The 14,075-nt window shown below is 38.8% G+C and carries 11 protein-coding genes; 7 read left to right on the top strand and 4 right to left on the bottom strand.

The window, feature by feature from the left end; all coding sequences use genetic code 11:
- Positions 1–92: 92 nt before the first annotated feature.
- Together LY28_RS08345 and LY28_RS08340 are read right to left on the bottom strand one after the other, a co-directional pair.
- A complete protein-coding gene (locus tag LY28_RS08345; RefSeq protein WP_110461723.1) occupies positions 93–356 on the bottom strand; it encodes a hypothetical protein in 264 nt (87 codons plus the stop codon).
- A gap of 254 nt (positions 357–610) precedes the next feature.
- Positions 611–1,024 carry a GtrA family protein gene (locus LY28_RS08340; protein ID WP_110461722.1) on the bottom strand — a complete coding sequence of 138 codons (414 nt, stop codon included), beginning with the start codon at positions 1,022–1,024 and terminating at the stop codon, positions 611–613.
- A 353-nt stretch (positions 1,025–1,377) separates the two neighbouring features.
- Here LY28_RS08340 and LY28_RS08335 point away from each other — a divergent pair, with 353 nt between their 5' ends.
- The 5 genes from LY28_RS08335 to LY28_RS08315 all read left to right on the top strand — a co-directional run bounded on the left by LY28_RS08335 (position 1,378) and on the right by LY28_RS08315 (position 9,986).
- The gene (locus LY28_RS08335; protein WP_110461721.1) at positions 1,378–2,058 is read left to right on the top strand and encodes a DUF2238 domain-containing protein; all 681 of its coding nucleotides are present in this window, start codon (positions 1,378–1,380) and stop codon (positions 2,056–2,058) included.
- A gap of 300 nt (positions 2,059–2,358) precedes the next feature.
- A complete protein-coding gene (locus LY28_RS08330; protein WP_110461720.1) occupies positions 2,359–3,789 on the top strand; it encodes a DUF512 domain-containing protein in 1,431 nt (476 codons plus the stop codon).
- Positions 3,790–3,793: 4 nt separating this feature from the next.
- On the top strand, positions 3,794–4,702 hold the full coding sequence (locus tag LY28_RS08325; protein WP_110461796.1) for a LysR family transcriptional regulator: 909 nt from the start codon (positions 3,794–3,796) through the stop codon (positions 4,700–4,702).
- Positions 4,703–4,867: 165 nt separating this feature from the next.
- Positions 4,868–7,138: a 5-methyltetrahydropteroyltriglutamate--homocysteine S-methyltransferase gene (gene metE, locus LY28_RS08320; RefSeq protein WP_110461719.1), complete on the top strand. Its 2,271-nt coding sequence runs from the start codon at positions 4,868–4,870 to the stop codon at positions 7,136–7,138.
- A gap of 298 nt (positions 7,139–7,436) precedes the next feature.
- Entirely contained in the window at positions 7,437–9,986 is a 2,550-nt protein-coding gene (locus LY28_RS08315; RefSeq protein WP_110461718.1) for a PEP/pyruvate-binding domain-containing protein, read from the top strand.
- A 63-nt stretch (positions 9,987–10,049) separates the two neighbouring features.
- Here LY28_RS08315 and LY28_RS08310 read toward each other — a convergent pair whose 3' ends face one another.
- Complete coding sequence (locus LY28_RS08310) at positions 10,050–11,459, bottom strand: MATE family efflux transporter (RefSeq protein WP_110461717.1); 1,410 nt, start codon at positions 11,457–11,459, stop codon at positions 10,050–10,052.
- 118 nt (positions 11,460–11,577) lie between these two features.
- On the bottom strand, positions 11,578–12,195 hold the full coding sequence (locus LY28_RS08305) for a TetR/AcrR family transcriptional regulator (RefSeq protein WP_110461716.1): 618 nt from the start codon (positions 12,193–12,195) through the stop codon (positions 11,578–11,580).
- Between the two features lie 251 nt (positions 12,196–12,446).
- Here LY28_RS08305 and LY28_RS08300 point away from each other — a divergent pair, with 251 nt between their 5' ends.
- Together LY28_RS08300 and LY28_RS08295 are read left to right on the top strand one after the other, a co-directional pair.
- Positions 12,447–13,079 (top strand): class I SAM-dependent methyltransferase, encoded by a 633-nt coding sequence (locus LY28_RS08300; RefSeq protein WP_110461715.1) that lies wholly within the window; start codon positions 12,447–12,449, stop codon positions 13,077–13,079.
- 200 nt (positions 13,080–13,279) lie between these two features.
- Positions 13,280–14,038, top strand: a complete 759-nt coding sequence (locus LY28_RS08295) for an IclR family transcriptional regulator (protein ID WP_242981189.1) — start codon at positions 13,280–13,282, stop codon at positions 14,036–14,038.
- Positions 14,039–14,075: the final 37 nt, after the last annotated feature.

Here is a 14,075-nt window from a genome sequence, read left to right as displayed (position 1 = left end):
ACCTACACCCCACGATACTGGTATTTTACTTCATGTTAAAAATCCATATTATTATATTTCAATGCCATTGATGATAAATCCTGCAAAAATTTCTAATCTATTACACCGTAGCTTTCCGCAACAACTGACACAGCACTATCCCTATTAGCCGGGTTTACGCTAATTTCTAATTTTACGACGGTAGAAGCAACAGCACCGGGAAATTTACGCGGTATGCTTTTGTGCTTAAACCCTTTATGAAGTCCATAATCCGATGAGTTTAAATTCGCCGTTGCAATTCCGTTTGTTTTTAAGCTGCTTATTGCATTGTTAGCATCATATAAATTTGTGTAAAGGGCAGTAATTTTCTCCTCCATGCGTGGCTTACCTCCAATATTTATAAATACCAGTTGTATTAGTATTTACAAATTTTAAGAAATAAGCATCAAAAATAAAATATCATAAAATTACTATCAATTCAATTATATTACAAAAATAATAAAAAGCACATTAGAAGAGTAAGGAGCTTGTTAAAATTTTGCACAGCAAACGCTTTCAGTTTGATTTTTTATTAAAGCCAATCCCGGCTAAAAATGCAGGAAATATAATATAGAAACGATACAGCTTTAGCTTAATCCTTAAAAGAAAACAATTTATTAAAAATAAAGCTGATAATTGTATAAAAGGCCATTCCTATCAACTGGGCTATATTTTTATCAATAATTAAATTCTCTACTAAAAATATGAGCAGACCGCGTTGAAGAAGGTAGCATACAACAAAAACTGCCGTAAAACGTATGAATTGAGTTAATGTTGAGGTCCTGTTTTCTTTGAAAGTCCATAGCTTATTCATAAAAAAGCTGTTAATAAAGCCTGCGATATACCCTGCGGCATTTGAAGCTTTATAGGAAACCCCGAAGCAATTCATTAAGGTAAACAGTATTACGGCTGTTATGAGTGTGTTTATAATACCAACCAGACCATATTTAATTATCTGGCCGAACAGGTTGAAAAATTTGTTTTTAAATGCGTTATAAGTAACCATTTTACCCCTTTACCCAAAAGTTAATTACCATAATATGAAAAAGCGATGTAAATATTGTCTCGATATAGATATAGCTCCGCTGTCCTATTCTTGCGAGAGCCTGAACCGTAATTTGATTCGGTTCGGGAAATACAAACATCGGATAGTGGCATATTTAAGTTTAAAAAAGTATATATAATATTATTGAGCTACAGCTTACGATTTTATTATAAAATACCACTTGATTATATTTATATTATCATCCGATAGCTTTAAAAAATCAAGATACCACTGTAAAAAGAAGTCTGATATTTATTTGCTGTCAGCTGCTTTTTGCTGATTATTACCATATCTGAATTAATAGGCGGTAAAAAATGTATAGTAGAAGAAGAAAAATTTCTCTTGTTTATGCTTCCAAAGATGATATTTCCTTTAAGAAAAACAGACTGCTTCATTTAATGCTTGCAATATTTGCGGTTGTATTTGTTTTTTTATCCTGCAATCCCGTTGACATGTATGTGTGGTGGTTCGAAAATATACTTCCGTTAGCTGCTGTGCTGATATTAGCGGTAATGTATAAAAAAAAACGGTTATGCAATTCGTCATATGCCTGTATTTTTATTTTGCTCATTATGCATATTGTGGGCGCACACTATACATATTCCCTTTGCCCGGCGGGAATCTGGCTGAAGGATTACTTAAAGCTGGGAAGAAATAATTATGACAGGATGATGAGCTTTGCTTTTGGGGTTTTAGCATATTTCCCTGTGATAGAGATACTTCATGACAGGCTGCGGATTAAATATTTTCAGGCCTGTATTCTTTCCTTGTCATTTATTTTGTCAATCAGTGCGGTAAATGAAATTATTCAAATCTATTATCCGGTTGTTTTAAATCAGGAGCAGTCAAAAATGCTTATTGGTATGCAAGGGGATATTTATGATTCACAAAAGGATATGGGAATGGTATTTTCAGGCTCATTTATTGCAATGACAGGCTTTATCCTATCCAGATGTGTAAGAAACAAAAGAATACACATTGTTAAGAAGCAGTAAATTGCCAAAAGTCAATTACTGCTAAAGCCGGCTGCGCAAGGCAGCCGGCTCAAGAGCTTAATTCTCCTGAAAAGATGGTATAAATAATGCATTTCAAGATGCCTGCTGTGAAGGTCGTGACCGCGGGGACACTTGTAATTACAAGGTGATAGCCTGTTTTTCAGTCCCTGCATTAAAGTTGCCCTATCCTGCAGGCATCTTTTTCTTGTAGAAAACCTTTCAAATATAGTACAATTAAAAATAATAGATTTGCTAATATTGTTATTTGCTTTAAAGAAAAGATTAGGAAGGAAGTTTTATTTGGGTAAAAAAAAGAATCAGGGACATCTGATAAAAGAGATATATCCGGATTCTATTGCGGAGGAAATGGGCATCGAGGCAGGAGATTTTCTGCTTGCAATTAACGATGAAGAGATAGAGGATGTCTTTGATTACAGGTATTTAATCAAGGACGAATATATTGAAGTATTAATCAAAAAGCAGGATGGCGAAGAATGGCTGCTGGAGATTGAAAAGGAATATGATGATGATTTGGGAATTGAGTTTGATAACAGCCTGATGAGTGATTATCGTTCCTGCAGCAATAAATGCATGTTTTGCTTTATTGACCAGATGCCGCCCGGTATGAGGGAGACTCTTTATTTCAAGGATGATGACTCAAGGCTGTCTTTTTTGCAGGGGAATTATATAACCTTGACCAATATGCAGAAAAAGGATATTGACAGGATTATACGGCTGCATCTTGCACCGATTAACATATCGGTACAGACTACAAATCCCGGACTTCGCTGTAAAATGCTTCATAACCGCTTTGCCGGAGAAAAGCTCAAGTATCTGGATGCCCTATACGAAAGCCATATTGAAATGAACGGACAAATAGTATTATGTAAGAAGGTGAATGACGGCAGTGAGCTGGAAAGATCGATTGAAGACTTGTCAAAATATCTTCCTTTCATGAGAAGTGTTTCAGTTGTTCCGGCCGGAATTACAAAATACAGGGAGGGCTTGTATCCGCTTGAATTATTCAATAAGCAGGAAGCCGGAGAAGTTATAGATATGATTGAAAGCAGGCAGAAGAAATTTTATGAAGAATATGGCCTTCATTTTATTCATGCCAGTGACGAATGGTATATTACTGCCGAAAGAGCTTTTCCGGAGGAAGAACGTTATGACGGCTATATCCAGCTTGAAAATGGCGTGGGTATGATGAGAAGCTTCATAGATGAGTTCGATGCGGCACTGAAGCAGGTTAGGAAAAATATAAAACGAAAAAAAATTAACAATAGTGCTTCAAGAATTCTCACTATGGCTACGGGAAAGCTTACCTATCCGACTATAAAAAGCTTCGCGGCTCAAATCACAGAGCTTTTCCCACAATTAACGATAAATGTATGCTGCATACGGAATGACTTTTTTGGTGAGACAATCACAGTATCGGGGCTTATTACAGGGCAGGATCTGATAAAGCAGCTGCGGGAGAGAAAGGATAACGGTGAATTTCTCGGAGATGCCTTGATGATACCATCAAACATGCTGAGAATGGGAGAACAGATATTTTTGGATGATATTACGGTAAGTGATGTGGAAAAGGCTCTTGAAATGAAAGTGGTGATTGCGGAAGCAGGCGGGAAGGAATTTATTGATGCGGTAATGAATGATGACTATTTGATGAATAGAAACAATGAGAATTTTGTTTATATACAAGCTTACAAGCAAAATAGAGAGGAATAAGCAAATGACCTTACAGCAGTTGAAATATGTGGTAGCTGTAGCGGAACGAGGGACAATCAGTGATGCGGCAAAAGAGCTGTTTATTTCCCAGCCCAGTCTTACGAATGCTATTAAAGAGCTGGAAAACGAAATGCAGCTTACGATTTTCAACAGAACCAATAAAGGAATTGTGGTGTCAAACGAGGGAGATGAATTTCTTGCCTATGCCAGACAGGTGCTTGAACAGTCAAATCTGCTGGAAGAAAAGTTTTTAAATGTCAAAAAGCAAAGCACCAGGTTTTCTGTCTCAACCCAGCATTATTCCTTCGCCGTCAATGCCTTTGTGGATGTGATACGTGAATTTGGCGGAAGCCAGTATGACTTTACCCTCAGGGAAACGCAAACCTATGAAATTATTGAGGATGTAAACAGATTAAAAAGCGAAATAGGAGTTCTTTATACTTCATCTAAAAACAAGGAAGTAATTATGAAAATAATCAGGCAGAGCGGATTGGAATTTGAAGAGCTTTTTATGGCAAGTCCTCATGTTTTTATCAGTTCAAAGCATCCGCTTGCAGAAAAGAGCGAGTTAGCGATGGATGAACTCAAGGAATATCCGTATCTTTCTTTTGAACAGGGAGACTATAATTCATTTTATTTTTCTGAAGAGATACTCAGTACGCTTGACCGGAATAAAAATATCAAGGTAAGAGACAGAGCAACGCTGTTTAATCTTGCCATCGGCTTGAACGGATATACGGTCAGTACGGGAGTGATAAGCAGGGAGCTTAACGGGGAGAATATTATTGCAAGGCCTCTTAAGGTTAAGGAGTATATGCGTGTGGGAGCAATAAAGCAAAAGAATATGACATTAAGCAGGTATGGGAAAGCGTACATGGAAGCATTAAAAATTCATGTTGCTGAATATGTCTGATGGAAGGGTACAGAATACCCCGCATATTCATGTGATTTTAAATGGCATGTTTGAAATAGCCTAAAGCTATAGCAAACATGTATTTTTTTATATTTTTCAATGTAATGAAAAGTATTCTATACTATTTAATAAATGGAATTGAAATTAATAGTGAGGAGCTTAACTATGAAAAGTGCAGTTATTGGTTATCCAAGAGTTGGAAAATTAAGAGAATTGAAATTTGCATCAGAGAAATATTTCCGCGGAGAAATAACGGAGAAAGCCCTTGAGGAGACAGGGAAAAACCTAAGATGCGAACATTGGTGCTTGCAGAGGGATGCCGGAATTGATTATATCTCCTCTAATGATTTCTCCTTTTATGATGCTATGCTGGACACGGCTGTTTTATTAAATGCTGTTCCCAAGAGATACACTGACCTTAAGCTGAACAGGCATGAAACCTATTTTTCCATGGCAAGAGGATACCAGAGCGTACAGGGCGATGTAAAAGCTTTTGCAATGAAAAAGTGGTTTAATACTAATTATCACTATCTGGTGCCGGAAATTTATGATGATACAAAGCTCGGGCTTTCAGGAAGCAAGCCCTTCGATGAATATAAAGAGGCAAAAGCTATTGGAATAGAAACAAAGCCGGTTGTTATAGGTGCATTTACATTTTTGAGGCTTGCAAGCTATAATGGCAGAAAAAATGCCGGTGATTTTATGGAGGATATAATTCAGTCCTATAGGGATATTCTCTCAAGCTTTGACCAGCTTGGCACGCAATGGATTCAGTTTGATGAGCCGGCACTGGTAACGGACCTTTCGAAAGAGGAGGTCACACGATTTGTAACATTATATAAAGAGATTTTAAAAGGGAAAAGCAATATAAAGGTTCTGCTCCAGACCTATTTCGGAGATGTAAGAGATTGCTACAGAGAGCTTACCTCTTTGGACTTTGACGGAATCGGACTGGATTTTCTGGAAGGAAAGAAGACCCTTGAGCTGATAACAGCAAATGGATTCCCGGAGGATAAAATTTTATTTGCCGGTATTGTTAACGGGAAAAATATATGGAAAAGTGACTATAAAAAAACGCTGGAGCTGCTTAATAAGATTAAAAAATATACAAAGAATATCGTTATCTCCACCTCATGTTCTCTGCTCCATGTCCCATATACCGTTGAAAATGAAGCAAAGCTCGACAGCGGTATTCTGCAGCGCTTTTCTTTTGCTAAGGAAAAGCTTCGTGAGCTCCGTGAGCTTTCTGTTTTAGCGGAAAGAGAGGATTTTGAAGCAGCCTGTGAGTATCTGGATAACAGAAGGATATTTGAGGCTGACAGACTTTATGGGGATAAAAAGGTACAAGCGGATATTTCAAAGCTTTCGGAGGAGGATTTCACAAGGAAGACAGACAGGAAGGAGCGGGAACAGCTCCAAAAGAAGCAGTTCAAGCTGCCTCTGCTGCCTACAACCACTATTGGATCCTTCCCGCAGACTCCGGAGGTAAAGAAGAACCGAAGCAGCTTCCGAAAGGGTGAAATCGACCAGACAGAATATGACAAACAGGTATTTGCATTCATAGAGGACTGCATAAGGAGACAGGAGGAATTAGGGCTGGATGTGCTGGTGCATGGGGAATTCGAACGAAATGACATGGTGGAATTCTTTGGGGAAAATCTGGCGGGTTATGTATTCACGGACAAGGCATGGGTTCAGTCTTATGGTACAAGATGCGTTAAGCCTCCCATTATCTTTGGTGATGTCAAACGTATCAGGCCGATTACTGTCAAATATTCGGAGTATGCACAAGGCTTGACCCGGAAGCCTGTTAAGGGAATGCTTACCGGCCCTGTCACCATACTGAACTGGTCCTTTCCAAGAGAGGATGTCAGCCTTCAGGATATGGCATATCAGATAGGGCTTGCAATTCGTGAAGAGGTGTGTGATTTGGAAAGAGCAGGAATCAAAATCATACAGATAGATGAGGCGGCTCTCAAGGAAAAGCTTCCGATCAGAAGAGAGGAATGGTACAGTGAGTATCTGGACTGGGCTATTCCGGCATTTCGTCTTTGCCATAGCAGAGTGAAGCCTGAAACACAGATTCACACACATATGTGCTACAGTGAATTTGAAGAGATAGTAAAAGATATTGACAATATGGATGCAGATGTTATTTCCTTTGAGGCATCACGTTCAGGTCTTACTATTATAGGGGCCTTGCAGGCAAAGCATTTTGAAACGGAGGTTGGACCGGGAGTATATGATATCCATTCTCCGAGAATACCGGCAGTTGAAGAAATTGTTCAGGCGTTGCAAAAAATGCTTGAAAAAATTGATAAGAATAAGCTATGGGTTAATCCTGATTGTGGTTTAAAAACACGGGATATATCTGAAGTAGATGCGAGCCTTAAGAATCTTGTTAACGCTGCAAAAAGGGTAAGAACTCAGCTTTGAGCCCAAACGGCAAATATCATATGGTTTTAATTTCTTTTTAAGAGACAAAGTCTCTCCGGCCACGAAGCCCAAGTTAATTGCAGAAAGTAATTAACTTGGGCTTCGCTGTATTAATAAAGAATTAAACTATAGGTTTGTCAGTGATTTTTTGGTAATATTAATAATAGGAAGAATTTCTTAATCTGAAATTACGGATTTTAATTGCTTGCATGTATAAGCCGGATATACAGAGGAGCTTTATATGGGAGTAGCTGAGCTGAATGATTGAGTGCGGATAATATTGGAATGGAGGTTTGCTATGAATATAAACGACAAAGTAAGTACGGGATTAGAAGGCTTTGATCAGGTGATTGACAACCTTAGACTTGGAGACAATGTTGTTTGGCAGGCGGATTCAGTTTCAGATTATAAGAAGATGGTTGGCTATTTTGCTGCAAGGGCCGGCAAAGAGAACATGAGACTGGTGTACATCCGCTTTGGCAGCCATGAGCAGATTCTTGAGGAAAGCCCCAAGGTTATGGTTTATCGCATTGATGCAAATAAAGGGTTCGAAAGCTTTGCAACAGAAATATATAATGTGATAAAAAAAGAGGGCAGAAGGGTATTGTATGTTTTTGACTGCCTTACTGATTTATTAAAATACTGGCATTCGGATTTAATGATTGGCAATTTTTTTAAAGCTACCTGTCCATATCTGTATGAGCTGGATACGGTAGCATATTTTGCTATAATACGAAACTTTCATACCTACGGCACAATTGCAGGTATCCGTGAAACAACTCAGCTATTGCTTGATATATATCAGGTAAATAATAAAACATATATTCATCCTCTTAAAGTATGGCAGCGGTATTCGCCTACAATGTTTTTCCCGCATTTGATTCAAGGGCAGGAGGCTGTCTGCATAACGGCAAGCTCTGATGCTTCCGAGCTGTTTACCAACATCCGCCGCAGTGAAAATCGTCTTGATTATTGGAATATCATTTTTAACAGAGCCAAAAAGATGCTGAACTTTTCACTTAAACGGCAGGAAGCAACGAAGAAACGCTTGATGTACATGCTGATAGGCAGTGACTCCAGAATGTTCGAGCTGTGTGTCAGATATTTAACCTTGAAGGATATACTTTTGACTGCATCCAGAGAAGTAGGCACCGGCTTTATCGGAGGAAAGAGCGTCGGTATGCTTTTGGCCAGAAAAATTATAGAGATTGAAGGAGAAGAGCGTTTTACACCATTATTGGAACCGCATGATTCTTTCTATATCGGGTCGGATGTCTTTTACACCTATATTGTGCAAAACGGCTGGTGGAGGCTTCGTGCAAAGCAAAAGACCAAGGAAGGATATTATAAGTATGCCCCTGAACTCAAGGATAAGCTTTTGCACGGAAGCTTCCCCAAGGATATCAGAGAGCAATTTGTCCAGATGCTGGAATATTTCGGGCAATCTCCTATTATTATACGCTCCAGCTCTCTGCTTGAGGATAATTTTGGAAATGCCTTTGCAGGGAAATATGAAAGCGTTTTCTGTGTTAATCAAGGCACTCCCGAGGATAGGTATGAAGCCTTTGAGCAGGCTATTCGTACTGTTTATGCGAGTACTATGAATGAGGATGCTCTGAACTACAGGATGAACAGGGGACTTTTCGAGCTGGACGAACAAATGGCGATACTGGTTCAGCGTGTTTCAGGCGATCAGTATGGAGAATACTTCTTTCCGCATATTGCCGGTGTGGGGAATTCTTCTAATCTTTATGTCTGGGATGAAAGCATTGATATGAATTCAGGTATGCTTAGACTGGTATTCGGACTTGGTACAAGGGCGGTTGACAGGACAGATGGTGATTATGTGAAGGTTGTATGTCTGGATGACCCTTTGCGAATTCCTCCGATGAACTATGAAGATCAGAATAAATTTTCTCAGCATAGATTGGATACTCTTTCTTTTACGGATAATGCTTTAGTAATCAGAGACTTGGACGAAATCCTGCCTTTGGATTTAAAAACAGATAAAAAGCTGTTTATGAGTCCTGATTATATAACAGCGGCCCGGATGCGTGAGCTGGGATATACGGACAGGAGGATTCCGGATATTCTGGATTTTAAAAAACTGTTCACCGATACGGAGATTATGCCGGTAATGAGAGAAATGCTGGCATTATTGTCCAAAGCATATGATTACCCTGTTGATATTGAGTTCACAGCTAATTTGAAAAAAGACAACAGCTTTAAAATTAATATTTTGCAATGCCGCCCGTTACAGACCAAGGGCTTGGGTAATACAGTAAAAATACCGGAGCTGGCTAATGAAAAGGATTGCTTTTTCTCTGGAAAAGGAAGCTTTATGGGAGGAAGTGTAAGGCTGTCAATTGATTTCGTTGTATTTGTTCAGGCAAATACATATCTGGAGCTGAATGAGCAGGGAAAATATGCGGTAGCCAGACAAATCGGACTGATAAACAAGGAAATAAAAGGAAGGAACGTAATGCTGGTGGGACCGGGCAGATGGGGAAGCACAACACCATCGTTGGGTATACCTGTGCATTATGCCGAATTATGTAATATGACGGTCATTTGTGAGTATTCATCGGAAAAAGCGGGATTTATGCCCGAGCTGTCTTATGGAAGCCATTTCTTTCAGGATATAGTTGAGGCGGGAATTTTTTATGTGGCAATTTTTGATGGACATAAGGATGTAATATTTAATCCTGACCGTATTCTTAAAGAGGAGAATATGTTACCCTCTTTACTTCCTCAAAGCAATCAGTTTTCAGATGTAATCCATATTGCTAAATCCAATGGCATGGAGATATATTCAGATATTGTAACGCAAAAGCTGCTGTGCAGATAAGAGAACAGGGCGGTGATATCGCCCTGTTCTCTTATCTGGTTAAATTAAAATGACAAAATTCTGTCAGCTGTTTTTTTGCGCCGGACAGATTACTTGGTTCTCTGATATATTTGTATAATTCGAGCTTTTAAAGGTATTCATTTTGATAAATACTTTAGCAATCAAAATTGAAGATAAAACAAGAACCCCGATATCTGTAAGAACAGGTGCCAGAAATACACCATGGATGCCCAGGCTGCCGACACCAGGGAGAATAAGGGCAAGAGGAATGAAGAACACCATCTGCCTAAGCAGTGTCAGGATTGCGGCAATACCTCCTTTTCCAAGTGACTGGAATAGAGTGATGGATAAAATCATTACTCCAAGCAAAATGTAAGTTGAAAAGAACAATCTCAAGCTTCCAACTCCCATTTGAGCAGTACCTGCTTCAGTAATAAACATTGACAGCATAGCTTGAGGAAAGGCCATAACCGGGATATAAAAAAGCAGGGAAAAGACGGTCGCACCTATAATAAAGGTTCTTGTAATTTTTTTGACACGTAAATATTCTTTTGCTCCGTAGTTTGTGCCTATCGCAGGCTGGAAGCCCTGACTGATTCCCCATAGCGGAATAAATGCAAAGGCTTGTATTCTGAGGCATGCCCCTAATATAATCTGCCATTCGTTTCCGCCGTAGCTTGCCGCTGTGTTATACATGATCGTCTGCTGGATAAGCTGCATTAATTGCATAAGCATTGCCGATATGCCAACAGAAAGAACCTCGGGTATGAGTGCTTTATCTATACGGATGGCATGAATGCCGACATTTTTGCTTTTCTTTAGAAAATACCAAAGGGTGATGACAGCCTGTGTCACCTGTGCTGTAACAGTTGCGTAAGCGGCGCCGGAAACGCTGTGGGTAATGCTTATCATTATCGGAGCAAGTATGATGTTCAGTACAGCTCCTGCTCCCATAATAAGCATTGCACGTTTGAGAAGCCCTTCTCCACGCATTACCATATTAGCGGCCTGTGAAAAGTTTACGAATATAGAGCCTGCGAAAATGATACGGAGATAAATTACGGCATTTTCAAGGATTTCGCCCTTTGCGCCGGATAAAATCAAAATCTGACGTGTAAATATCATCCCTAAGACAGTAACTGCTACCGAAAGCAGCAATACACTCATAATCAGATTGCCCATGATTTTATCGATTGTTGATTGCTCCTTTTTGCCGATAGCTCTGGATAACACCGAAGCAGAGCCTACACCTATCAATGTGGCGATGGCGCTGTTGACCAGCGTAAAAGGGTACGATACTGTTACAGCTCCCATTGCCTGAGGTGAAATCATCTGTCCTACGAACACAGCATCAATAAAGTTATAAAGACCAATTACCACCATACCTATAATTGCCGGCAGACTAAGAGAAAGCATCAGTCTGAAAGGTTTCTCAGTAATTAGTTTTGTCCGTGTATCTTTAACTTGCACCATAAAAAAATCCTCCTTTAGTTAGTTGAGGCTAACTGCATTTTTTATTTTTAGGCGGCTTCAGAACCGCCTATTTTATTACATTGAAAAGATTTTAAAGCTTATTAATATAATTCCAAAGTTAACCGCCGCTGAAAATATCCTGCCAGCCGCATCTGAAGAAGCGTTTCAGCCGGTGAAAATACACATTTGCAGCCTCCTTGCTCATATCATGGACTACTATTTCAAAAAGCCCTGACCAATAAGAGCTGCACAGCATATGCAAGAGCTCCGGTGTAAGGCGTTTTAAGGCAATTGCATTGTTGCCTATTGATTCGATATATTTAATGGTGTATTTCACATCATATTCAACTATATTATTTATGAAATCAGAAAATACTGTCCCTTCGGCATGACATACCAGCAGCTTAAAAGCAGAAAAATCATCATAAATCATATCAATCAGCATATTCTGCTGATTATCTGTATATTCCAGCATTTCATACCAATTCATAGGAGCCATTTTATCAAAGATATCAAGTTCTTCTTGGTATCTTTGATAAAAATTATCAGCTGTTGATTTTACAATAGCATTAAATAATCCTGCTTTATCCTTAAATCTTGTATATATGGAGCTTGTACTTGTACCCGCATTTTCTGCAATGACACGCAAGGAAGCATCTTTAAAGCTTTTTTCTAAAAATTCATTTTTTGCACATAATAGTAAGGTGTCTGTAACACCCTCTATCTGTTTTGCCATAGCTTCACCTTCAATTTTAATATTCGTAACAGTGTTATATAACACCGTTACGAATATATCATGTTTTTTTTATTTTGTCAATGATATAGAATATATAGGAGGCAGAGGCCAATAAATACTTCAGATAAATATAGACAGAGAGAATACAATGTATAGCCTGCTTGACAGTGGGAAATATTGAACTATAATAAAGTTGGAAGGGCATAAGCTCTTTCATTAGGCTGTCCGTATTTGAAAGCTCGGAGGTTAAAATGAAAGATTATACAAATCAAAGATTTTGGAATCATTTTTCAAGGTTGTACGATATTTTTATGAAAAAAGACAAAACTGCCTACAGCGAAATGTATGACTTGATTGGCTCAAAATTAACTAAGGGTATGAAGGTTCTGGAGCTTGCAACCGGAACAGGCTTAATCTCTTTAGCCGTTGCAGATAAGGTTCATTATATTGAGGCAACGGATTTTTCACCTCAGATGATAGCGGCGGCAAAAAAGAAAAAAGTGCCTGAAAATGTGAATTTTACGGTACAGGATGCATGTAAATTGTCATATGAGGATGAGAGCTTCGATTGTGTGATTATTTCAAATGCGCTTCACATTATGCCTAAGCCGGAACTGGCGCTTCAGAATATTCAACGTGTTTTAAAAAAGGACGGGGTATTGATAGCTCCTACGTTTACTCATGCAGATAACGACAAAGCCGGGATAATAAAAGCGGCACTGATGGAAAGATTAGGCTTCAAAGCCTTTCATAAATGGACACAGAGAGAATACTGCGATTTTTTGATTCAAAATGGATTTGTCATAGAACGAAAACAAGTATTAAAGGCTGATTTTCCGATAACGTATGTGGAGGCTCGTAAGCTGCAGGAGGAGAGGGCATGAGGCTGAATTGCGGTACAGCAGAGAGGTGAAGGCTTGTAATTAGAGTACTGCTTTCGGGTAGCCTTACTAATAGAATTGCAACTTATAAAAATTTTATAAAAATTTTTATAAGTAATTGCATATATAATAAACCTATGTTAAAATTGGTTCATAGAAATAAAGAACTGCGTTCTACAATACAGAACAAGGTGGGGCTAAAAATGAATGAAAACCAAGAAGTAAAAATCAAAAGTCTTCAAAAGGCAATAGAAGTGCTTAATTGCTTCGTAAAAAAGCCAAAGCTGGGTGTGACTGAGATTAGTGAAACTCTTGGACTGTACAAAAGTAATGTGCATAACATCTTGGACACATACAGGCAAATGGGGTATGTGGAACAGGATGAGGAAACAGGAAAGTACAGTCTTGGAATAGGGATTTTTGATTTAAGCAGGGCGTTGGGGGATACCTTTGCAATTTCAAAAATTGCCCAGCCGTATATGCAGGAGCTTGCTAACATAACGAATGAAAATGTTTATTTAGCAGTTCCGCATCGTGGTGAGGTGCTTTATCTTGAGGCAACATATCCTGCACAGGCGACTCATTTGATGAGAACCTTATTTGGTGAAAGAGCTGCTATGTATTGTACCGGAATCGGCAAGGCAATGCTGGCCAATATGCCGGAAAGGTTTATTTTGGATTATCTGGTGCAGGATTTTGTAAGGTTTACTGAAAATACTATTATAGATAAAAGGGTTTTGCGCGAGGAGCTTCAAGTGACAAGAGTCAGAGGCTATGCAATTGATAATATGGAGCATGAGTTTGGCGTAAAATGTGTGGCCTTGCCTATCTTTGATTCGCAGCGTCAGGTTGTTGCGGCTATGAGTGTCAGCGGAGCGTCGTTGAAGTTTACTGACAGTTTTATTCTGGAAGTAGCAGAATTGGAAAAAAGGTATATTCAAAAAATCGAAAGAAGAATTTAAAATTAGAGGTTAATTAAACTTAGATATATATATCTAA

The organism is Ruminiclostridium sufflavum DSM 19573, assembly GCF_003208175.1.
Classification (GTDB): Bacteria; Bacillota; Clostridia; order Acetivibrionales; family DSM-1351; genus Ruminiclostridium; species Ruminiclostridium sufflavum.
Note: the sequence above shows the minus strand (reverse complement) of the source record. Positions and strands in the feature narration are given on the sequence as shown.

Coding starts and splice junctions, on each gene's coding strand:
- LY28_RS08345 (WP_110461723.1), bottom strand. CDS start 356: ATGGAGGAGAAAATTACTGCCCTTTACACAAATTTATATGATGCTAAC.
- LY28_RS08340 (WP_110461722.1), bottom strand. CDS start 1,024: ATGGTTACTTATAACGCATTTAAAAACAAATTTTTCAACCTGTTCGGC.
- LY28_RS08335 (WP_110461721.1), top strand. CDS start 1,378: ATGTATAGTAGAAGAAGAAAAATTTCTCTTGTTTATGCTTCCAAAGAT.
- LY28_RS08325 (WP_110461796.1), top strand. CDS start 3,794: ATGACCTTACAGCAGTTGAAATATGTGGTAGCTGTAGCGGAACGAGGG.
- metE (WP_110461719.1), top strand. CDS start 4,868: ATGAAAAGTGCAGTTATTGGTTATCCAAGAGTTGGAAAATTAAGAGAA.
- LY28_RS08315 (WP_110461718.1), top strand. CDS start 7,437: ATGAATATAAACGACAAAGTAAGTACGGGATTAGAAGGCTTTGATCAG.
- LY28_RS08310 (WP_110461717.1), bottom strand. CDS start 11,459: ATGGTGCAAGTTAAAGATACACGGACAAAACTAATTACTGAGAAACCT.
- LY28_RS08305 (WP_110461716.1), bottom strand. CDS start 12,195: ATGGCAAAACAGATAGAGGGTGTTACAGACACCTTACTATTATGTGCA.
- LY28_RS08300 (WP_110461715.1), top strand. CDS start 12,447: ATGAAAGATTATACAAATCAAAGATTTTGGAATCATTTTTCAAGGTTG.
- LY28_RS08295 (WP_242981189.1), top strand. CDS start 13,280: ATGAATGAAAACCAAGAAGTAAAAATCAAAAGTCTTCAAAAGGCAATA.